This window comes from Methanoplanus limicola DSM 2279 (genome assembly GCF_000243255.1).
Lineage (GTDB): Archaea > Halobacteriota > Methanomicrobia > Methanomicrobiales > Methanomicrobiaceae > Methanoplanus > Methanoplanus limicola.
On record NZ_CM001436.1, the window covers coordinates 3,126,132 to 3,148,791 of the forward strand.

At 45.8% G+C, this 22,660-nt stretch carries 20 protein-coding genes; 9 read left to right on the top strand and 11 right to left on the bottom strand.

Annotated features, from left to right (window positions below; genetic code table 11):
• Positions 1 to 126: 126 nt before the first annotated feature.
• Positions 127 to 885 carry an aspartate dehydrogenase gene (gene nadX, locus METLIM_RS14920; protein ID WP_004079748.1) on the bottom strand — a complete coding sequence of 253 codons (759 nt, stop codon included), beginning with the start codon at positions 883 to 885 and terminating at the stop codon, positions 127 to 129.
• A gap of 192 nt (positions 886 to 1,077) precedes the next feature.
• Between nadX and METLIM_RS14925 the strand changes: the two genes are divergently transcribed.
• The 4 genes from METLIM_RS14925 (at position 1,078) to METLIM_RS17760 (ending at position 2,758) form a co-directional block, all read left to right on the top strand.
• On the top strand, positions 1,078 to 1,506 hold the full coding sequence (locus METLIM_RS14925) for a nucleotidyltransferase domain-containing protein (protein WP_004079749.1): 429 nt from the start codon (positions 1,078 to 1,080) through the stop codon (positions 1,504 to 1,506).
• Between the two features lie 110 nt (positions 1,507 to 1,616).
• Positions 1,617 to 2,120, top strand: a complete 504-nt coding sequence (locus tag METLIM_RS14930; RefSeq protein WP_048146094.1) for a DUF86 domain-containing protein — start codon at positions 1,617 to 1,619, stop codon at positions 2,118 to 2,120.
• Between the two features lie 209 nt (positions 2,121 to 2,329).
• A complete protein-coding gene (locus METLIM_RS14935) occupies positions 2,330 to 2,533 on the top strand; it encodes a type II toxin-antitoxin system HicB family antitoxin (RefSeq protein ID WP_004079751.1) in 204 nt (67 codons plus the stop codon).
• Between the two features lie 87 nt (positions 2,534 to 2,620).
• On the top strand, positions 2,621 to 2,758 hold the full coding sequence (locus tag METLIM_RS17760; RefSeq protein ID WP_083824975.1) for a type II toxin-antitoxin system HicA family toxin: 138 nt from the start codon (positions 2,621 to 2,623) through the stop codon (positions 2,756 to 2,758).
• A gap of 100 nt (positions 2,759 to 2,858) precedes the next feature.
• On the opposite strand, the gene METLIM_RS14940 is transcribed toward METLIM_RS17760, so the two are convergent.
• The 8 genes from METLIM_RS14940 to METLIM_RS14975 all read right to left on the bottom strand — a co-directional run bounded on the left by METLIM_RS14940 (position 2,859) and on the right by METLIM_RS14975 (position 15,272).
• Positions 2,859 to 3,314, bottom strand: a complete 456-nt coding sequence (locus METLIM_RS14940) for a nucleoside deaminase (RefSeq protein ID WP_004079753.1) — start codon at positions 3,312 to 3,314, stop codon at positions 2,859 to 2,861.
• A 156-nt stretch (positions 3,315 to 3,470) separates the two neighbouring features.
• On the bottom strand, positions 3,471 to 3,752 hold the full coding sequence (locus METLIM_RS14945; RefSeq protein ID WP_004079754.1) for a helix-hairpin-helix domain-containing protein: 282 nt from the start codon (positions 3,750 to 3,752) through the stop codon (positions 3,471 to 3,473).
• Between the two features lie 46 nt (positions 3,753 to 3,798).
• A complete protein-coding gene (locus METLIM_RS14950; RefSeq protein ID WP_004079755.1) occupies positions 3,799 to 4,764 on the bottom strand; it encodes a DNA-3-methyladenine glycosylase family protein in 966 nt (321 codons plus the stop codon).
• 118 nt (positions 4,765 to 4,882) lie between these two features.
• Entirely contained in the window at positions 4,883 to 8,266 is a 3,384-nt protein-coding gene (locus METLIM_RS14955) for a UvrD-helicase domain-containing protein (RefSeq protein WP_004079756.1), read from the bottom strand.
• A complete protein-coding gene (locus METLIM_RS14960) occupies positions 8,267 to 11,440 on the bottom strand; it encodes a PD-(D/E)XK nuclease family protein (protein WP_004079757.1) in 3,174 nt (1,057 codons plus the stop codon).
• A gap of 169 nt (positions 11,441 to 11,609) precedes the next feature.
• Positions 11,610 to 12,473, bottom strand: coding sequence for a thiamine-phosphate kinase (gene thiL, locus METLIM_RS14965; protein ID WP_004079758.1), 864 nt, complete (start codon positions 12,471 to 12,473; stop codon positions 11,610 to 11,612).
• Positions 12,466 to 14,406: a DUF460 domain-containing protein gene (locus tag METLIM_RS14970; protein WP_004079759.1), complete on the bottom strand. Its 1,941-nt coding sequence runs from the start codon at positions 14,404 to 14,406 to the stop codon at positions 12,466 to 12,468. The genes thiL and METLIM_RS14970 overlap by 8 nt, the downstream gene beginning before the upstream one ends.
• A complete protein-coding gene (locus METLIM_RS14975) occupies positions 14,403 to 15,272 on the bottom strand; it encodes an RIO1 family regulatory kinase/ATPase domain-containing protein (protein WP_004079760.1) in 870 nt (289 codons plus the stop codon). The genes METLIM_RS14970 and METLIM_RS14975 overlap by 4 nt, the downstream gene beginning before the upstream one ends.
• A 52-nt stretch (positions 15,273 to 15,324) precedes the next feature.
• On the opposite strand from METLIM_RS14975, the gene METLIM_RS14980 reads away from it, so the two are divergent.
• Genes METLIM_RS14980 through nadE form a run of 3 tightly spaced genes read left to right on the top strand, consistent with a single transcriptional unit; the run spans position 15,325 to position 18,683 of the window.
• The gene (locus METLIM_RS14980) at positions 15,325 to 16,215 is read left to right on the top strand and encodes a TIGR00269 family protein (protein WP_004079761.1); all 891 of its coding nucleotides are present in this window, start codon (positions 15,325 to 15,327) and stop codon (positions 16,213 to 16,215) included.
• A 1-nt stretch (position 16,216) separates the two neighbouring features.
• The gene (locus METLIM_RS14985) at positions 16,217 to 17,932 is read left to right on the top strand and encodes a potassium channel family protein (RefSeq protein WP_004079762.1); all 1,716 of its coding nucleotides are present in this window, start codon (positions 16,217 to 16,219) and stop codon (positions 17,930 to 17,932) included.
• A gap of 1 nt (position 17,933) precedes the next feature.
• Positions 17,934 to 18,683 carry an NAD(+) synthase gene (nadE, locus tag METLIM_RS14990; RefSeq protein ID WP_004079763.1) on the top strand — a complete coding sequence of 250 codons (750 nt, stop codon included), beginning with the start codon at positions 17,934 to 17,936 and terminating at the stop codon, positions 18,681 to 18,683.
• A gap of 58 nt (positions 18,684 to 18,741) precedes the next feature.
• Here nadE and METLIM_RS14995 read toward each other — a convergent pair whose 3' ends face one another.
• Positions 18,742 to 19,440 carry a glucose-6-phosphate isomerase family protein gene (locus METLIM_RS14995; RefSeq protein WP_004079764.1) on the bottom strand — a complete coding sequence of 233 codons (699 nt, stop codon included), beginning with the start codon at positions 19,438 to 19,440 and terminating at the stop codon, positions 18,742 to 18,744.
• A 2-nt stretch (positions 19,441 to 19,442) separates the two neighbouring features.
• Positions 19,443 to 20,726: a COG1361 S-layer family protein gene (locus METLIM_RS15000; RefSeq protein ID WP_004079765.1), complete on the bottom strand. Its 1,284-nt coding sequence runs from the start codon at positions 20,724 to 20,726 to the stop codon at positions 19,443 to 19,445.
• A 94-nt stretch (positions 20,727 to 20,820) separates the two neighbouring features.
• Between METLIM_RS15000 and METLIM_RS15005 the strand changes: the two genes are divergently transcribed.
• Positions 20,821 to 21,612 (top strand): TrmB family transcriptional regulator, encoded by a 792-nt coding sequence (locus METLIM_RS15005; RefSeq protein ID WP_169312409.1) that lies wholly within the window; start codon positions 20,821 to 20,823, stop codon positions 21,610 to 21,612.
• Positions 21,613 to 21,672: 60 nt separating this feature from the next.
• Positions 21,673 to 22,641, top strand: a complete 969-nt coding sequence (locus METLIM_RS15010; RefSeq protein ID WP_004079767.1) for a hypothetical protein — start codon at positions 21,673 to 21,675, stop codon at positions 22,639 to 22,641.
• The last annotated feature ends 19 nt before the right edge of the window (positions 22,642 to 22,660 follow it).

The following is a 22,660-nucleotide window of genomic DNA, read 5'->3' on the forward strand; positions in this document are numbered from 1 at the left end:
TCGTGACCGGACAAATCTGATATTAAGAGGGAGTTTAGTTATATCTCCCCCGAAATCTGTTATACTAATTATATGCTGGCAGAGCACAGCATATATAATTATCCGGGGTTTATCCTTCCGGAGTTCTCAGGTCCCAATCTTTATTGGTTCTTCGAGGTTTTTGAGCAGGGTTATTATTGAAAGTGCAGCGAGGTAACTTGTTGCAGGGTTATCGGGGCACGGGTTGTTTCTGATTCTCAGGTAAAACTCCCCGAATTCCCCTTCTGCAAATATTTCATGTGTGTTGCGGTCAGCTTCCGGGTCTGCCCACAGCTCAACGTCAACTTCGTGTCCGGATGCTATTTCGAGCGCTACTGCAACATTAATGTTTTTGGGGTACTGCTTTATGCACTCATCCGCCCTGCCAGAGAAGAGAAGAATCTTCTCATCCGTTTCTATGCCTAAGGATCTCGGGTTTTTGGTAGTCTTTAATAAAAGCCTCTTCAGTTCTGAGATCTGTCCAATCTTCAGATTGTCAAGGCCCATTATTGCCCCGCTAGGGATTCTGACTGTCCTTTTTGATTTTTTTGCAGTATCTTTTATTGCTGCAGCAAATTCCGGGTCGGCAAATGCACCAACGGATAGAATTACGATGTCTTTTCCGGATTTCAGGACATCCTCTGCATGGGTGAGAACTGCACTTACTGATGCAGCTTCTACCACTATGTCAAATTCCGATGAGATGAACTCCTCAAAGTTCTCAAAAGCAGGTGCACCTGTTAATTCTGACAGGTGTTTTGAGTGCCGGAAATCCACATCATATAGGGCAGAAATCTCAAATCCTGCACTATCCTTTGCAATAACTTCAGCCACATTGCCGCATCCAAGCAGACCGACCCTGATCATTTCATTATTATTGGTGCTTTTAAGTGGTTAAGGATTTTTATTGATTCAGGGTTTTTTTAATTCTCCTATGAAAAACTTATATTTATCATCTATCGTCTGTGAGCCGTTGCTCATGAGTGACTTTTTTGCATCCTGAGTAATTAAAGGAGGAGAAATAATAAGTGAAATCAACAGTATATTGTAAATCAGGATATGTATTCTCCGGAAAAACTGAATGAGTCTGATCTGACTGATGACGAGAAGGAACTTGTGAAATCAGTATGTGAGGAGCTGATGGCATATCCTTTTGTCATGGCAGTATATCTCTTCGGCTCACATGCAAAATGCTGTTCAAAGCCATACTCCGATATTGATATTGCAGTTCTCCTCAGAGAACCGGCTGAGAGAAATGAGATAGAGACAGCCGGGTCATACTCCTCAAAGGTTCTGGATGTTGAGATATTCAGCCTTATGCCAATTACTGTCAAAATGGGAATAATATACGACGGAATACTTCTCTTCTCAAGGGACAGCCGGTATCTCCGGGATATTACAAGAGCTAACCTGCTTGAGTACTTTGATTCTGAACCAATGCGAAGGAGAGTTAATAAGAGGTTTATCAGTTCATTCAGCCTGAAATAATTAGCCGGAAATAATTAATAACTACAGCGGTCCCACCAGAAAGTCCGTTCTGAAATTCGGAGACCGAAAAACTGCTGTTGAGATAAATGAAAAACAAATGAAAACCGGAATTGAAAAGACATAATAAAGAATTCATAGCACCATATAACAATTGTCAGACAGATAAAAAAATCAGGGAGAGATTTTTCATGGGAACTGAGTACGACAGAACTTTCACTATACTATCAAATATAAAAAAATATTACAGGGAATATGAGGAGATTACCGGAGAGGGGGGGATCCCAAAAAGAGATGAAGTACTTAGATATCACTCAGTTTCCATGATTCTCTTTACTCTGATGAATCTTTCATTTGAACTTGGTGAAGAGATAATCAGCATAAAGAAACTTGAAATTCCACGCTCATACCGCGATATTTTCAATGTCCTCAGCAATGCCGGCCTGATCTCTGAAGATCTTAAAGGAAAGATGAGCAGCTTTGTATTTTACAGAAATCAGCTTGCACACCAGTATGCAACATTTGATGAAGCAGATCTTGGGATTATCTCGGAAAATATAGATTCTCTCTGTGATTTTGTCAGTCTTATGGCAGAGATAATTGCAGAGGACAACTGATTTTACAGCCCGGAAATATTTTCTGCTATTCCCCAAAACTCAAAATATCTTCCACAATCACCTGTATCAGGCCAAACCCGGATCTCCAGGGAAAATGTTATGGAGAATCCATAAACGGAAATATTGTGCACTTAACCCACGTTTACCAAAGGCTTCACTGAATAAAGACCATGTGAATATTTAATTCATATTATGACATACACAAAAACATGCAGTTACAGGTAATAATTAAGCCGGGAATGGATGGGTGGTTTGTTGCAGAAGTACCCTCTCTTCCGGGCTGCATATCACAGGGTAAAACAGAAGAAGAAGCTCTGGAAAACATCAGGGAAGCAATAGAGTTATACCTTGAGCCTGATGAGGAAGATTACATTCTCTCAGAAAATGCCAGGGTAGTAGAGGTAATTGTATGACGGGTTTACCTGTCATGTCAGGAAAAGAGCTTATAAAAATACTGGTTAAAGATGGTTTTGCAGTAAAAAAGGCAGAAGGGAAGCCATGTGCGTCTGTTTAAAGTTACGCCGCAGAAGCCAATAAAAATCACGTTACCTTTACACAATGAAATAGACAGAGGTACATTAATTTCGATTCTTAACAGCGCTGAGATTTCAAAGAAAGAATTTTTGGATTTGATATAATCAGCAGGCCGGATATATTCCTGACCGATAATATTGTAGATATGCCCCGGCTCAAATATAATTATCTCCGGACAGTGTACATTATCAGATATTAATATTTTCAGAGGGAGCCGATGTCCTCATACCAGATGTCAGTGTGGGTGTCGATGTATTCTTCCATCATATCCTTCAGCTCTTTCAGGTTGAGATTGATGACCTTTACACCTTTCTCCTCCAAAAACTCCTTTGCCCCGGCAAAATTATGCGATTCTCCGGCAACGACTTTCGGAATGCCGAACTGCACCACTGCCCCGGCACAGAGGTAGCAGGGCATGAGGGTTGAGTAGAGCACAGTGTTTGAATATCTCCCGATTCTTCCGGCATTTTTTATGCAGTTTATCTCGGCGTGCATGAGCGGGTCATCATCCTGAATTCTTCTGTTGTGGCCCCTTGAGAGGACTACGCCGTTTCTTACAAGCACAGAACCTATTGGAATTCCGCCTTCATCAAGTCCTTTTTTCGCCTCGGCAATCGCTTCCTGCATGAATTTCATGTGAGTATTGAGATCTTCAGTCATATTTTTGCCTCCATTTCTGACCGGATCGTATCTCTGTCCTCCTGGATATTAAACACAGCACCTGAACTGTTGAAATGCCGGGTAAAGTTATATATCCTGCCCCTCATCAGGCAACCACTCTTTCGTCCCTGATTGCTTTCAGACAGATTTGTCCATTCAGTCCTTCCATGACCACCACTTCAGAAGTTCCGGGTCATAATCAGATTCCATATTTCCGGCAAAATATACGGCACATCTGAAGACATAGAGCAGACAACGGTCTATTCTCTGCCCCTGCATCATGCAGAATCTTTCGTACATCTCTTCCGGAATTTCGCCTGCAAGATCGCTGACGCTCCTGTAGCCCAGACCATAGAGGTCCTCAGCAATGGAAGGGCCCACTCCCGGAATTCTCCGGAAATCTTTCAGGGATTTCTTTTTATCTGCATTATCAGTCATCACAAACCCAATCTGAAGCTCTACACCGAATCAGAGATAGCTGGCATCACCCACGGTTAGCAAACAGATACTCCTGGGCATAACCGGCATAATCCCCGAAATAGTCCTTCGCAAACCTCCTTATCCTGTCATATTCATATGCCGAAAGTGAGGCTTTCGGATTACCAACATCATAAAACTCAGACATAATCCTCCTCATCCAGACATCAACCGGAAATGACTCAAATTTCCGGAAAGCAAAGAGAAGAATGCAGTCGGCAACCTTTGGACCCACACCCTTAAACTCCATAATCTTTCCTCTCGCCAGCTCATAATCAAGAGCTGAAATCTCATCAGCCCATCCGGGATTTGCAGTTACCCTTCCGGCAGTATCACAGATATTGCCGGAACGATATCCTGTAGAGCATCCGGAGACGTCAGCCGCACAGCTCAGTGAAAGGGCTTTTGCAGACGGATATGAAAAAAACCTGCCGGAATTGTCAATTCTTTTATCTGCACCATGACAGACATCACCCTCTGAATCATCCGTTAATATTCCGGCAGAATTTTCAGAATTATCATCAGCACCAGGAGAATAATTATCCATATAATCCTCAGCAGAGGGAAGCGGATCACCATAAGCAAAAGAGAGGTTCTCAAGCATCCGGCTTATAAACGGAATATTTGCATTCTGGGCACAGGAGTATGTAATCAGACACTCCCAGGGATTCTGCGAGACAAGCCTTAAGCCGTAACTCTCAGAAATTGCCGTCCCTATATGCTCATCTTTATTCACAGAATCCAGAACACGGTCAAGATTCAGATCAAGCTGAAAGTAATCCCGGAGGAACTTCTCATTGCAGCCGGAATACTCAATAATCCGGCCATTCTGCCTGACATGAAGAGCCTTACCCCATGCAACACCAAACCAGCCCGAACTTCTCTTCTCCCACCGGAATACCTGCCCGCACGAGAGAGTACCATCAAGGTTAAACGGCTGGTTATAATCCAGCTCAAATATCTTCATTGCCATCCCATCACCATCTCCGCATCACCCATTCTACACAAAATATTTCACCATTCATCCGCAGACCATACCGGAATCTCAGCCTTATCCTCAGCAGTTCAGGGAAAGCCCGGCAGCAGTACAGTCAGGCACCCCTCTTTCCGGAGATCTCCTCACATGCAAGTCTGATCTCTGCTAAAACAGCCTCAATATCGGGAATAATCTCCCTGAACTCCCCTTTCTCCGTATAGTAGAGATACGTTCTGACAGACTCACCTGTTATCTTCTCCGCCGCCATTTTGTATAAAACCATCTGGACATCATGGCTGTATTTCTCAGACGGATTTCCGGTCTTGAAATCAAGGACATACCAGCCGTCACCCTTCCGGATTAACCTGTCAATATGCCCCCTGAAAGGATAACCTTCAAAGAACATAGAGAACGGAAGTTCGGTATAATCATCCGAAACATCCTGCATAAATTCCGATGAGATGAATTTTTGGTACATCTCCCTGTAATCCCCCCTCAACTCTGCCGGAATATCAGGTGATTCAATAGTCATATCTCCGGCCATAATTCTGTGAATAATACTGCCGCGGACAGGGTCCCCGGACGACGTGAATGCACCCGCACCTGAATTTCCGGCAATTACGGATGAAAGAGACCTCTTTAAAATATCCGTACTTCCGGTGACTAAATACCTCTCAACCATCGTTGAGGAGAAGTTCTCAGCCGATTTCCTTCTGCCGCCGTGATCATAACCCGCTGAAACACAACCCTCAGGAGAATTAACTGAATCTACAGCACAGAGCGGACAATCCGGAAGAGGAACCGGATCCCTTTTGCAGTCCACCTTCTCCGCCGCGATTTCACCCCTGTCACTGATAACCCTTATAGTGCAGGAATAATCTCCGTCTGTAATCTCATGCACACCGGAAGAAGTATCGGCATTATCCCCGGAAAACAGGTTGAAAAATATCCATTCAATCCTTCTGCTGCAACCCTGCTCAGTCTCAGGAACCTTTTTAGGCAGGTTTCCGGAGAGGACCAGATGGTCCCTCGCCCTCGTAACGGCGACATAAAAAAGCCTCCTGCTCTCAGCTCCGGATTTAAGCTTCATCCTGTACTTCTGGAGATTCAGGGGCAGGGAGTTCACATAATCACCGGATTCTGCATCAGGAATTTTAATACCGACACCGCATTCCTCATCAGCAATTATTGAAGACCTGTCTCCGGGCGGGCTTTCAGAAAGGCCCGGTACGAATACAACCGGAAATTCAAGCCCCTTGGATGAATGAACAGTCATAACCGAGACCTTACCGGAACCGGACTCATATACCTCACCCTCACCTTCGGATTCCCCGGACTCAATGGACTTAACGAGGTCATGAGTGAACTTATGCAGCGAATAAAACCCTTTCTTCTCCCTCTCGCGGATAATTCCGGAGAGCTTGTCAAGATTGGAAAGCATCTGGTCACCGCCCGGAATTCCGCTGTACACCGCAGATATGCCAGAATCAAGAATGCACTGCCTGAAAAGCCCCGATACAGACACCCGGCCCGAAAGTCCGTGCCACCTCTCAAGAAGCCTGACAGCTTCCGGAAAATTCCCATCTCCGGAACTGATTTTATCATACAGCCTCCCCGCACGCCCGCCGCATGCCCTGAAGATATCGGAATCTGAAAAGCCAAACCACGGAGATCTCAGAAGACCGTAGAGGGCAATATCATCACAGGGGTCTTTCAGGAATGAAAAGAGTGACCCCGCATCGAGAATCTCCTGCCTGGAATAAAACCCAAAACCGGAATAGATCCTGTAAGGAATCCCGTAACTGTCAAGGGCATGCTCAAGATACCTGAGGTTTGTCCTCCTCTCCATTAAAACAGCAATATCACCCCAGTCAGCATCCCGGCAGACAACCTCCCCGGAATAATCCTTCGCATAAACCCTCAGCTTATCCTGAAGAACAGCCGACTTAATTCTGGCTGCAACCATATCATATTCGCTGAGGGCATTCTCCATAGCGTTGTCACCCGGAGCTGAAAGCAGAAGCTCAACACTGCCGGAATCTTTTACTCTGGAACATGAGACAGGCTCATAGTCAAAATCCCAGGGGCGGCCCGTATCCCGGAGAATCCTGTTAAAGAGGAGGTTTACAAACGAAATTACAGGATCAGTGCTCCTGAAACTGATGTCAAGGGCAACCCTGCACCCGGAGAAATCATCTGTGATCATATCGCCCGTCTTCTTAAACTGTGTCACATCGGCATCCCTGAAGAGATAGATGGACTGCTTGGGATCACCGACCACAAAGAGGCTTTTGCACCCGGGACCGGAGTCTCCCGGCAGCATGCTTATAATTGCGGTCTGCACAGGATCGGTATCCTGAAACTCATCGACCATGATATACTTATACCGCCCTCTGAAATGTCCGGCAACGATATCAGGACGGGAGAGAAAGAGCCTGTACACACCGTCGATCATATCGGTAAAGTCAATGGCCCCGCGGGACGCCTTATCCCTCTCAATCACATGGCACAGCCTCTCAAAGACGACACCAAGCGACTTTAAAAGCCTCAGGGTGAGTACAATCTCAGGATCATCATCCTCCGCAGAGGAGCTGAGCAGTGCAGAGGGAGAATTATCGGCAAACTCCTTAAGCAGGGAATAGGCCTTCACAAGAACAGCTTTTGATTCACCCATAACCTTCGCACTGCCCATAGTCCTGCTTCCGCCCTTCGTAACCGCAATTCCGGCAATTCCACGGCAGATGTCCTCATATTCCCCGCTGTTAAGCATCACAAGGTAATCCTTTACTGATGCAAGATATTTTCCGGCCTTATCATTCTCACTGCCAAACGCCTCTGCAAGATGAAGCATAGAGAGAGCAGCATCTGTGAGATCGGGACTGCTAAGAAAATCTTTGGCAGCAGACTCTTTCTCCTTCAAAAGCTCATCCCGCCAGAGCGAGAGTGCATAGTCATCATCATATGCAAGCTTTTCAAAGAAATCCTTTGCAATACGCCTCTTATTGTAGAGTTCACGCAGATAACTGTCAAGAGTGTAAAGGCCAAAGGCGTTGAGACATTCATTTATCTCCCTTTCATAGGATACTCCCGGCTTATCGTGAAATAAACCCCTTAAAGCCTCAGAAATTATCTCCTCAGATTCATTCCCGGCAAGTATCATAAAGCCGGGATCAACGCCTGCTTCAAGTGCAAACTCCCTCAGTATTCCGGTACAGAAAGAATGGAAGGTTGATATCTGTGCCCACATCATATCCTCCCTGATCTTATCCCAGAATTCACCCTTCCTTGAGAATATCTCCTTCTCACCCCTCTCCTTCATCTCAGAAGCAGCCTTCTCAGTAAAGGTTAATGCAAGAATATCAGAAGGCCGGCAACCGGCATTCTCAATCAGGTCAAGATAACGGGTGACAAGCACATGCGTCTTGCCTGTCCCTGCCCCGGCAGTGACACAGAGGCTTAAATCATGTCTGATGGCATCCATCTGCCTTTCAGTCAGCATCTAAGAATCCTCCTTTAATTCTCCGGCAGAAGCAGCCGCACCATCAGACTGCGAGAGAATTCTGAAGTCAGAATAACGGCAGACAAACTTAAATTCACAGTAATCAGGACAGATACCGGCCTCAGATGCAGGACTGAATATTCCTTTCCTTATACTGTCTGCATACAAGCAGGCATAACTGACCGATCTGTTAACAATATCAGCAAAAACTGCATCTTTACTCCGGGATTTCTTAAAAGAAGAGAATAGTTCAGACTCGGATTCATCGTAGATCTCCGCCTTCCTTGAGACCTCCTTTCTCTTAACCGTATAATAAAAACCGCCCACACCCCTCTTCCCGGAAAAACTCTCATAAGCTTTCAGGTAAAGAGGAAGCTGAAGGGCCTTTCCGTCAGTGATGTCCTTCAGTTTAGGGTGGCTTCCGGTCTTGTAGTCGGTAATCGCAAATCTGCCGTCAGATGTCTCATCTATCCGGTCAACAAAACCACGGACACGGATGATGTCCCCTGAAAGAGATTTCAGAACCGCAGGTTCAGGTGATATACCCGGCCTCTCCGTACCGAATGACGCCTCAAACAGAGACGGCACAAATTCAGAATCCGCAAATGATGCCTCCTCCTCTAAAAATCTCTCCATAATACCTTTACCAAACCCGGTATCCCCTGTAAGTTCATTAATCATAGAACTCCATGCAGGCGTATTTCTGCGGAACTCACCGGTAACCTCATCGGTCAGAGATAGTATGAGCTCCTTTGCAGCCGCAATATCGCCCCCGCCCGGTGCTCCGGAGCTATCCTTCATCCACTCCGTATAAAACCGGAAGAGAATATCATGTATGATACTGCCCCTCTCAGATGCAGAGAGCGTAAGATCCGCCACCTCAGTCCTCTCAAGCCCAAGCACTGAAGATAAATAAAACCTGAACGGGCATACCGCATACGTCTCAAGAGCAGTCGGTGAGAATGCTTTTTCAGGGCCAAACCTTCTCACAATCTCCGCGATAATATCGGGATCGCTGAGAATCCCGTCATGTGCAGAGTCATAATCGCCTGTCCGGCAGAAAGACTCGGTGTTAATCCGGTCAGCAAGAGAAGCAGGCGAGAGCAGCCCGGAGTTCAGTGACAGATCACATAAAGCAGGAGAATAGACCGGAGTGAAATTTCCGGCAGATAACATCCGTCCCGCATCTTTAAGAGATCCTGAGACTGAAACAGCACCATCCGCCAGAATCCACTCATCGGCCGGGCATGAATCAAGAAATACCTGCAAAAACTGTGAAGGGATTGCAGGACTGCCCGAGTCTTCGTCATGGCAGCTCAGATAAAGACCCTTCTCTGCCGCAATAAGGGCATATATGAAGTTAAATTTCTCCCTTGAAATCTTATCACGCTTTTTTTTCGGCCACAGAACCTGCTCCTCCTTCTCAGTCAGATAAGGAAAAAGCCTGGGGATCAGGGGAATTTTCCCGTCAGTCAGACCTGCAAGGAAAAGATAGTCAAAATCCGCCCCCAAAAGCTCCTGGATTCCTGTAATCTGAACCTTATCCCTCTCCCTCACAGAAGGAACCCTCATTCCGGCAACCAGTGAATACAGAAATCCGGCAAACTCCTTAAAAGTCACCTCATCACCGTTATCGCCCGCTGCTCCGGCAGACAACCGGTCAAAAAGCCCGGCAAGATATTCTGCATATCTTACATCATCATCCCCGCATCCGGAAGTCCCGCCGGTGCAGAAATCAGGAGAACTCCCGAAACCAAGCCTTAAGAGAATATCCCTGTACCTGCTTATATGTCCGGCAACTGTATCCTTAACATCCGCCTCCTTTAAAATTCCAAGATAAACACGGGAAAAATCAGAGAGTATGTCTGCATCCCTAAGCTCTTTCTCTGCCCCTTTTCTCTTAATATCGTCCGGAAGAGAATCAATAGATATCTTCTCAAGGCGCAGCCTGTATAATCCGGCAAGCTTTGACCAGTCACTAAAACCACTCTCAATCATAGCCTTCTTTGCAGCAGTTGCTATCAGGTGCGGGTCATAGTCATGGACAAAATATGGCGATGAGAGCAGTTCGGATACAGAATCTTGTTTAAAATCACCTGAAATAACCTCAAGCGGGAGCATTGCAGCATGGATCACAGGATAACGCCCAAGACCCAGAGTTGCAGATGACGAGAAGGGCACTGAAAAATCAGAGAAAACAGCGGAGAGAAGAGGCGTTCCTCCGGCAAGGTCTGGCAGACCGACAGCAATTCTACCCGGATCGGCACCTTTCCGGATAAGAGACGCAATTTCACCTGCAACAGCCTCTGCCTCAAGCTGAAAAGAGGGAAAACGCCCATAAACTCTCCGGACTCCCGGAACCGCAACAGGATTTCCACTGAAGAGGTCTGCATAAGGTACTTTAATACCCACATCTCCTGAATTAATATCACCGGCACAGGAATCAGCAGAAACTTTCTCCGGAAGAGAGAGCCATTCCCCCCTGTCAGAAAAGACGCTCCCGTTGTCATAATACGGCAGATAATACCGGAGATCTGCCCCGCATGAGATAAGCCTGCTGATAAAACCCTTAAATGACTCTGAAGGGCTGAAGATGCCACACACAAAAACAACAGGTGCCCTTCCAGGGCAGAAATTCTCAGCAGAACTGGATGCAGCTTTGTACACACCTGACGGCGCAACATATCCCTTAGCCATAAGCTCCCCCTCATATACCGACTTTAGCCTCTCAAGCACCTTAATCCGGGCAGAATCCGGCATACCTTCAGATAAAGACTGACGCATCCGGGCGTCAGATTCGCCAAAGAGAGAGTAGAGATCATTCAGTATCCTTGCGGAATATTCTCCTGTCCGGGAGAGAACTTTAAGGGCATCCCTGTCCTTCCTGACAACTCCCGAAAGAACCAGTTTCGCCTCCTCATCTGAGAGAAGTGCCACTCCGCCGCCGTATTTATCCACAATTCCGGATGCGAACTCCTCAGGAGTTGTTACATTATCAGTTATGACAGCAACCCCCTTCAGGGCAGTTTTTTGGCGGATCTCCTCCGACAGTCTGGAAGTCGGAAGAAGAAAATATGTTCCAAAAGGATTTATTACATAACTGTCCAGAAATTCATCAATAACCGCGCTACAGTCCCATCCGGGAGGAACTTTTATCAGACTTCCCCGATCCATAATTCAAAACACCCACATATATAAACTCTAATTAATCAAAGACATATTATTAACAACAGACATCATATTCCTGAGAATTCCGGCAGTTAGAAAACAAACCAAAAATCCTGCACAGAAGAGTATAGTGCCAGGCCGGAAAGATACAGCACTGACCTCCCAGACTTACCGATCAGATCTCTTCCATCCAGCGGTGCGAATAACCCCTTCTCTCAACCAAAACTCCATCGCAGAGAACCTCTCCTGAATCCGTGACAACTCCGATCACCGTACAGTCCACACCGGTTACAGGCAGAATATCCCTTCCGCATGTAAACAGCAGCCCAAAGTCCCCTCCGCTGTAAAGCGCCATCTCAGGCGAAACTCCGGGCGAAAGCGGCAGATTATCCATAGAGATCTCAAAACCGACACAGGATGAGCCGGAGAGGTCATAAAGCGAGAGTGCAATGCCGTCAGAGACATCCATCATAGATGAGACCCCGGCAACTGCCAGCAGACGCCCTTCACGCACAGCCGGAAGAGGCTCGACAAGATTCTTCCAGTACCTCTCAGAACCCTCAAGGGCTGCGCCCGCACAGCCCGGAGTGCCGGTTACGCAGACAATATCGCCGGGTTTGGCACCCCTTCTGGTTTTATAATATTCATCCTCAACCCTGCCGATTCCGGTAGTGACTATAGTAAGCTCAGAGTGAAAATCGATATCCCCCCCGGCAAGCTCAGCCCCAAACCTCTCGCAGCAGTCCTTCGCACCGGCTGTGATCCCTGAAATCCTCTCAGGCTCATCAAGCCCCGCGGCAAGAAGAAGAGCAAGGGGCACTGCACCGCAGGAAGCGACATCAGAGAGCGTTACAGCGGCAGACATCCACCCGATCTGCCAGTCAGTCATCCCTCTCGGGAAATCAGTGCTTTCATGAAGCATGTCGGTCGAGAGAATGATATTATCATCACCCACCTTTATCATGCAGCAGTCATCCGATGTCCTTTCCTCACCTATAATTCCGCTTACGACCTTTAACAGATCCCGATCATCAACCACGCCAGACCTCCTTTATCCTCTCACTCTGGTATTCCTTAACTATTGACTCAAGCATCTCTTCCGATTTCGACCTCATAAATTTCTCCTGTCCGCTCTGCCATGCAGAGAGGGCTGATTCAAGGTCACATCTCAGCACATAACCGAATTTGCCTCTGAGGCTGAGTTTTATATCCGCAGCATCAATAAGGACAATATTCAGTGCCCGCAGGGCATCCTTCAGCTTCAAATCCTCATCCTTGCCGGTAATAAGGACCTGTACAGAGGATTCCGAGAGGATCTGAACCGCAGTACTGCCCCAGCCCCTCGTATTGCCGGCATAGATGATGTCACCTTCATTTATCCCGAACTCATCCTCAAGAGACCTGAGGGAATCTTTGGTAAGCGAAGGTATAACCTTGAAAGGAATGAACTCTCCGGTCTGGATATCAGCAAACCTCTTCAGACGGTCGATCTGCTTTAAGAGTCTCTTATTCTTCCGTTCGGCACTCCTGAGTTTCTTCTTAAAAACCTTAATTCTGCTCTCACGAAGTTCAATCTCGGCGTCCCTCTTCCTTACCTCGGCACGCTCGCTCCTCTCAGAGGCGAGCCTCTTCTCAAGTGAAATTATCTCAGCGTCCTTTTTTGTAAGAGTACCCTCAAGCTCAGCAGCATAAGCCTTCAGATTTCTGACCATACCTTCAAGCTGTAAAATCCTGGTGTCCCTTCCGGATGAGATATCACCTTCTACAACTTCAGATGGCTCTTTATCCACAGATTCCGGAAGTATTTCACCCAGTATCTTTTCAGGAGTCATGCCCCTGATAAGTCCTGTCCGGACGAGATCGAGATCAACTCCGGCAGGGATCTTCCTTTCAATATTCCGGAACTTATTTTTAAAAAATTTATGAGCCTCAAGAGCGGCATAGAGGGCGTCCCTCTCATGGTCATTTGCATAGCTGTACCCGGAGGTGACCGAATACTTCTCCTCCTGAGTCTTCTCCTCAGCCGGAATAAAAGGAACAGCGGAAAATGCCCTTTTAATCTTCTCCACAGTCGAGGGCATGCGGGACTTGTCAGTCGCAACTATAACCGGCTTTCCGGCAAGAGATATCTCCTCAATCCAGTCTGCAACCGACATCTGCCTTGAACTCTTTAAAGCGATGAGGTTGGCCTCATAGTCAAGTGCTGCAAACCCGAATGTCGTGCCCGGATCTATACCCACAATGAGGTGTTTTTTCCGGCCCCCCTGCTGAACATACCGGATTTTATCAAGACGGCCGGATCTGACCTTAACCTGAACATCAGTACCGCCACCGCCAAACGAAGGTATATCCTCCCTTCCGCCACTGATATGAAATTCAACCCTTTTAAATCCGCCATACCCCTTAAATTCCCGTTTTTCATATTTAAGACCGGATTCCTTTAAGGTATCCTCAATCTCACGGCCCTTATTCAGAACAGCGCCATGTATCTTTCTGACATAGCGGTTCTGGCTCCATCCACCCCTGCCGGGAGAACGCCCCCTTGAGACTATAATATCAGATGAGTCCTCAAATACCTGCACCTCAAAACCGCCGCCGGCCTCTGCTATTCCGGCAATGGCACGTGCCTCCTCAAAAGGATCAAAACGGTTCTTAAAAGTGATATTGTACCTTTTGGCAACCACCTGAAGAGTCTGCTGTTTTTCTCCGCCGGTCACCTGTACAAGCTTTGTCTTTGTCGGAAACTGCTGCATCAGGGCGACAAGTTCAGACTGGTCCCTGGAGATCTCCCGGATGCTGTCAACCGCTAAAATATCCGGTCTTTCCGATATTATACGCCTCATCAGGCGGAACAGGGACACCTCCCCTGAGAATACCTCCCTGTTGTCATCCCGGATAATAAGCGCATAAGACGGCCTCTTTCTCTTTGAGCTGACCGAACCCCTGATCACATCAGTTCCGAATACCTTCAACCGACCACCTTTGAGAGTGCCTCCTCAACACTCATATCAATCCTGTATTTCTTTTTGAAATACCCGGTAATATTTCCGAGATCCCTCCTGAGAATATCTTCGGCATTGGGATGGACAGGTTCCACCCACTGCGGCCAGTCAATCACCCAGACATTCTTCTCACTGACCATGACATTGTATTCAGAGAGATCATTGTGGATGTATCCAAGGTCATATGCCTTTTTCATATTATCAAGTATCTCATCGAGCACAACCTCTGCGTCCTCTGGACTTTCAAAGACTGACTGATTGAGGTTCACACCAGGAATATAGGTCATCGCAATCACATTGCGGTTGATTGTGAGCGGCACCGGCACGGAAACTCCGCCTTTCTGAAGAACTTTCAGAGCTTCAAACTCCCTCTTTGCCGATTCAGTGGATGCAAATATCCATGGAAAATGCTTCCATTCCGGCATATAATCCCTGGAAAGTCTTGCAGACTGAAACGACCGCTGCCCGATCCGGTGCACCTTCAGCACAACTGTGCCCATACCAAGCGCCTCATACACTGTCGATTCCTTGCCCACACCGATAAGAGTGCCAAGCGCGGATATCGTGCCTCTCTTCACAAGCGCGGATACAGCAAGTGCGTCGTATCCCTTAAATGTAAGCTGGTAACCGTCATACGGCAGTGTGCTGCTCTTAACCATGTCCTTCGCCATAACTCTCCCAAGCCTGAATTCAAGCTCAGACTGAGAGAATTTTGTTGATTTACGTATATTTTCCTCAGGCACCCAATTGTACCGCTTCATCTGTTTCTCAATCGAAAGCAGAACAGCGACGTCATATTTATGGAGTGTCCGGATATCATCTGCACTAAGAGGCATATTACATACACGCTTTATCTGTTTATGGGGATAAAATTGATTGGAAGATTACATGAAATGCTCAAAATGCAAGAGGGATGCAGTACTGTTTCAGAGATATTCCGGAATGCACCTGTGTGAAGAACATTTCACCATAGATCTTGAGACCAAGGTAAAAAAGACAATACGGAAGGAAGGATGGATAAAATCCGGAGATAAAATAGCGGTCGCACTTTCGGGCGGAAAGGACAGCACAGCTCTCCTCTATTTCCTGAAAAAAACCTTTGCCATCAGAAGAGATATAGAGATATTCGCAGTAACTATAGATGAAGGGATATCGGGGTACAGGGATATAAAGATATGTGAGAATATTGCAGAGTCTGGAGGCGTTAAATTCCACACAGCATCATTTAAGGAGCATTTCGGGATTACCCTTAATGAGATTGTACAGAAAAAAGGTGACATAAACTCATGCTCATACTGCGGAGTTCTCAGAAGACAGGTGCTGAATAAAACAGCAAGGGATGCCGGCGCGACAAAGATAGCATACGGCTTTAATCTTGATGATGAAGCGCAGTCAGTTATGATGAATGTCCTGAGGGGCGATGCCGTGACTCTGCTCAGAAAAGAGAAACCTGTTTTAGGCATGCTGCCAAGAATTAAACCATTTAAAACAATACCCGAAAGGGAGATCGCCCTCTATGCACGGCTGCATACAGAAGGCTATGAAGAGCGTGGATGCCCATATTCACATAATGCACTCAGGGCAGATGTCAGAGGCATTCTGAACCAGTATAACTACAGTCACCCTGCAACAAAATATGCACTGTTAAACCTCGGTGAAAAGCTCAAATCCGGAATTCCGGCTGACAATTCCGGAGCAGAAACCTGCGCCGCATGTGGCGAACCTGTATTTGGCACCTGCAGGGTATGCGGGATGCTGAAGGAACTGAAGAAGGAGTAATATGTCAAAGAGATTCAGCCTCTATAACCTCTTAAAGAACCACTATTACAAGAGGAAGGTATTTTTTTATACCGAACTTCTGATCATCCAGATCGTCGCATATACGCTTCTTCTCTATTATGCAATACCGGTCCTTGAAAATCAGCGCCTGACAGTTGCCGAATCAACACTTTTTGTCGTCCAGACGATGACAACGGTAGGTTATGACCTTGTGACCTTCTTTCCGGTTGAGAACCAGATCACAATACTTATACTCATTTTCATTATGGCAACCGGCGTTTTTACCGTCCTTATGATAATCCCGGCGGCCATCGCACCCTATCTCCAGGATATTCTTCAGCCTGTCCCGCCATCGGCCATCACAGGAAAGATCTCCAGCCATGTAATCATTGTCGGACATAATGAGATCACGAAGTCCGTAGTGGACGGGATTATGATGTCAGGACTTCCGGTGGTCCTTCTTGAATGTGACAGGAATAAGGCACTGGACGCAATGAACCGGTACAAAAAATCAGTCAGAGTAATATTCGGAGAATATAACAGGCACAATACCTGGAAATCCGCCCATGCCGCAGATGCCTCCCATATAATCATCAGTACGGACGAGAAGACCGCCGCAACCACCATACTTGGCATGAGGGAGATGACAGAGGCAAAGATCACGGCGATCATTGACTTTCTCGAATACAAAAGGTACCTAATCTACGCCGGTGCGGATTATGTCATCTCTCCCAAGAACTACCTTGGCAATATCTTCAGCAGGCACGCCTCAAATACACCGGTCATTGACATCATATATGAGACCTCAAGGCGTGATGGCACCTCTGTATCCATCAGGGAGGAAAATCCCCTGAAACTGGTATATATCCCCGTAATTGAGAGCTGTTTTGCATTAGGCCGCACGATAGAGGAATTAAATCTCTTCAGCAGATACGGAGTGTACCCTGTATTTTTATGGAAGAAAGGAATGTTTTATGCTTTCTCAGGAGAGGATGTCCCGCTTGAGAGATCAGACGCCCTTGTCGTTGCCGGAAGGGAGGAATCCATACAGAGGCTTCTGGATGAAGAATTTGCATGCTCATTTCACCCGGAGAAATACGCAATAATTGCAGGTTATGGGGATGTCGGCAAAATTATCTATAAAAATCTCAACTCATCAGGAGTTAATGCGGTTGTAATAGACAGAGATATTGAAGAAGATTTTGGAATACAGGGCAATGCAGAGGATGAATCAATTCTAATGACCGCAAATATAGAAAAAGCGGACGTCCTTGTAGCAGCAGTAAACGACGACGAGGCCAATATATTCACAACCCTCCTTGCAAGAAATCTGAACCCCAAAATCCACATACTTGCAAGGGCAAATCACCCGGAATCGGTTGATAAGCTGTACAGGGCCGGTGCTGACTATGTTGCACTTCTGCCTGCGATGGGCGGGCAGTTTGCAGCAGACATTGTGATTAAAAACAGGGTATCTGTCTTAATTGATCTTCCGGGCGGGCAGAGAGTTGTTATGAAGAAGAGAGAAGGCAGGAGAAGATACACAGTCGGAAGGGTTAAAAAACTCACAGGGACAAAGATTATCGGCATAGAGGGGGAGAACCATTCGGTTGTAAGGCCGGATGAGAACGAAGAGATATATACAGGAGATTCAGTTATTGCCTTTGGCAGTTCTGTTTCACTGAAAAAACTTATGAATATTCTTGAGAGTGATTAAAATGAATGAGGAATGCATATCCTGTGAATGCCAGAAGATTGAGAATATGATCAGGCATACGATCTGGTCGGCAGGAAAAAGCAGAATAGTTATAGGAATATCCGGCGGGATAGACTCGGCAGTGGCAGCCGGGCTGTCTGCAAAAGCAATAGGCGGAGGGAATGTCTATGGTTATATGCTCCCTTCAGATGTAACTCCTAAAGAGGATATTGAGGACGGAAGGGCACTATGCGAGAAGTTCGGCATAAACTTCTTAGTTGTCCCTATAACTGAGATACAGAAGGCCTTTGAGACATTAACCGGATATGAGGAGACAGACTACCTCCGTGGCAACCTCATGGCAAGAATCCGGATGACAGCCCTGTACTATTTTGCGAACCGGGACAGTGCCCTCGTATGCGGGACATCGAACAGAAGCGAATACATGCTTGGATACTCAACAAAGCACGGCGATGATTCGGCAGACATTCAGCCGCTGCTCCATCTCTTAAAGAAGGATGTGAGGGCTGTTGCATCTGAGATCAGTGTTCCGCAGGCGATAATCGACAAAAAACCCTCAGCAGGGTTGTATAAAGGGCAGTCTGATGAGGATGAGATCGGACACACATACGATTCCATAGACAGGGCCATAGAAAATCTTGAGGCAAACAGCTATATGCCTGAAAATGAAGAAGAAAAGTCAATACTTGAGCTTATCAAAAAAGCGGCCCACAAGCGCACAGGCCCTCCAAATCTCCTGAAAACAGAATGATTTAAACTTCCGGCAGCCAAAAAACCGCCCTTAAAAAAAGCAGATTTTTCCGGTATAATCAGAAAAATTTTCTGTTTCCGTTTAGAAGGGACGGCTTATTTAAAAATTCCAGGTAATCCGTCCCTATAAGGCCATATATATTCCTGCCGCGGATAATACCGTACTCAGGATATTCCTTTGGCCTCTCCAGGACTTTAAGTTCCAGAACTTTATCATAGGCAGGATTTTTAATCCATCCTTCTTCTGTCTCATACCATGCAGCACCGTGCATATCTTCATAAAACTGATATTCACTGGAAAAGTTATCAGATACAAGGTTTGCCATAATAAGAGTCTCATCCGCGGGATTGATCGTCACATGCCCGTAACCGGGAGGAATTAGAACAAAATCACCTGCCAGTGCACATACCAGAATAAACTCCGAGAGGTCCTTCTTCTGAAGGAGGTAATGTGCACTTCCGGAGAGGACCTGGTACAGTTCAGGATACCCAAACCCGTCAGGTGCATCAGGATGATAATGGCCTTTTGTCTTTACATATTCCCCGCCAATCTCCCCCGGAGGAATTTCTGTAATATCATATCTTATTTTATGTGAAATGAGCCACTCAGCATCATCTTCATTCTTAGAAAGAGCACGGTACATAAAATAAAGGGGTCTGTCCTCTTCTGCATCCGCCGCATTATACAGAACAGACCTCATATCCTCTGTGGACCTGATATCAGGTTTTGGGAGAGGAATATCCCTGATCATATCCATTACTAATTCTTTCTACGTTTAAATACAAAATACCCTGCCCCGATCAGGACAAAAAGTATAAGAGTAATGACTATAGGGCTTGTGAGAACTGACATACCTGACTTCTTTGTAATCTCAATTTCTGCCTTCATTGAATCAGAGATCTGTGAGTTGTCAAGTGAGTCACGATACCTTATCTCAGAATCAATCCCGTAGTTTTTAACAGTTGCAGTTGAATCGACAGTGACTTCATAACGTCCGGTTGCAGTCTCCCCCGGCGCAAGATCACCGAGATATGCGGTGTCGTCATTGCTTGTAAACGGGTCAACCGCACTGATGCGTGCCTTGGCGTTGTATGCCGTTGCAGCGCCCGTGTTTTTGTATTCGATCTCAATTGTGCCTTTCTCTCCGACCTGAAGGACTGTCGTTGGTGAGACTATCTCAAAGTCGATCTTTCCGCCTACATCAACACCGACAGTCTCAGAGTCGGAGGTCTGCTCTTTTCCGTCAGAGTCCTTGTAATCGACAGATACAAGAACAGGGTAATTCTTTGCCTCGGCATTCTCTGAAACTGATGCCTTAAAGGTTACAGACTTCACATCTCCGGGTGCGAAATCGCCGACGAACACACTTGAGTCTGTAGGAATTACAGCGCTTGTTCCGGCACGTGATAGTTTAATGACGGAATTTTTGCCGGATTCATACCCTGTATTCTTCACATTCATTGTTATGTAACCTTCTGTGCCGACATTCATCGAATCAGTCCTGACATCCGAGACATCAATCACAATTTTAGGCTTGATTGTTATTTTAAGGGGGATCTCTTCGGTTACATCCTTCCAGTAGTAAGTGATGGCATCTGTGCCTGACTGCTCTGCAAAGTAGAGATATTTGTATTTTACAACCCCTATCAGATTATATTCTCCGTCCTCTGCATATCTGTCAACTTCCATCTTAAATGAGACGCTCTTTGTCGCACCGCCGGCAATGTCTCCGATCATCTGTGAACCGGACTTTATTGTAACCGGAGCCTTACCGGAATCAATGCCGACATTGACCATCTTTGCAGTATCCGGATTGTCATCCCGGTCAACGATATCTGACTGAATGATCTTCACATTTTTCATCCCGGAATTCTGGACAGACACAGTCAGTGTAACATCATCCCCGGGGGAATATTCATTTGTGCCTGATATTGCCAGGCTGATCTCAGGTTCACCGGAGAGGTATTTTGAACCTGCTGATGCCGGCATAATCACACATGCCGCAACAATAAGACAGGCAAATAATAGGTATTTTAGCTTCATTTACGATTATCCTCAATAATTTTTATTAACACAACACTTGTTGTTATTTTTGTGACAACATTAAATAGAGTCAGCCATATATATGGTTATGCTAATGAACGACTCTCTGGAGAAGACCTCCGAAATAACAAAATCCCTAAAATCCCTTGGACTTACAAAATACGAGGCCCTTGTGTATATAGCCCTGCTGCGGTATGAAGGGGCAACAGCAACCGAAATACATGAAATATCAGGTGTACCGCGTGCTTCCGTATATCCAGCACTTGATAAACTGCTGAATAAAAATATCACAGTAGTATCAAATACAACCCCTAAAAGATTCTCTGCTGCATGTCCGGATGAGGCAATAAAAACCCTTCTAAGCAATATAAAAAAAGATGCTGAGAATGCAAAAGAGGCATTAGATGAGATTTATGAGAGGAGGCAGGCGCATGAAAAAGGACATCAGGAACTGATATGGACAATTTACGGCAATGAAAATATCACTGCAAAAACAAAAGAGATAATCACAAAAGCAGAGAGCGAGATCAGACTGATACTGGGATATGACATAATCAGCAGGGAACTGAGAGATATACTCAGTTCTAAGGAGAGAAAGGCATCTGCAACCATCATTACAAACGAGTGGAAGGGTAAAATACCGGAAAACTGCAAAATATGGATTGTTAAGAAAGATATTGAACCTGAGATGAAACTTGAAGGAAAATATGCAGGCATCTGTATAGTCGATGATTCAAAGGTTCTTGTATCTATGGACCCTCCGGATGACAGGGCAAACGCCCTCTTCTCAGAATCAAACGGATTTGTACGCTTTTTCAATACATACTGGTATTACATAACGAGCCACATCACAAAACAGCACATTGCCGAATGCATCAGTAGTTAGTACTTTTTTTTCATATTCAACAGAAACAATAATTCCGTTTCAAATCAAGATAGGATATAAATGATCAGGGAAAGAGCAGTCAAAGCCATAAGTGATATCCTGAACAGTGCAGGATATGAGACAGGAGAAGGGAATGAGCAGATCGATCTCTCTGCATATACTGATGATGACTGTATTGTTGTATTATGCTCGGATGATGAAGACCGGATAGATAATTTCAACAATAAAAAATTCCGCATAGAGCTGGAATCCGGCAAAAAAGAGTGCAGAAAGATAGTATTCACAATGAATAACAATGTGCATGCGGAGAACTGCACCATATGGTCATACCAGGACCTTGCAAAGTATTCCGGGCAGGCAGTCGTTGCATATGTGCTTAATGAAAATCTGGCACTCAGATTTGAAGCAGACAAAAAAAAGGCAGAATATAAACCTTATTCTTCCGGATCTGAAAAATATGACGAACCTGACGAATATGCGCCTGAACTCCCGCTTCTGCCGTCAAGAATCAGTGACGAGAAAGCCAGGCGTATTGCAGGGATTAAAGGGACACTAAAGAAGCTCTATATACCCCATTATCTCTACGAATGCAGGAGCAGCGGAGAAAAAAGATACAAAAGCCACATTATTGACTTCAATTCGGAAGTATTCGGGCTTGTAAATGCAGTTTCCGGAAAAAAATCTCCCGCAGATGATGAGGAACTGAATTTCAGTGTCGTCGAGGAGAAAAGGGTCCCGGAATCTGCTGAAATAGTCCAGCCCCACGTCAGCAAAAAAGAGATAAAAGAAGAGATCAGAAAGGATTTCGTGGAGGAACTGACAAAAAGCGTCAGGGTGAGCACAACTGAAGGGGATACAATATATTACGAGGATAAGGAAGTAAAACCGGATGAGGAGACAGTCTCAACCGAAATTATGCTCGTCTATCTTCCGGTCATACAGATTCGCGGGGATAAAATCGTTGAGATCAATGCATTTACCGGAGAATTCCTCGAAGAACCTATGGATGACGGAGTAGAACTCTTCTGAAAAGACAGGTAAGATGAAA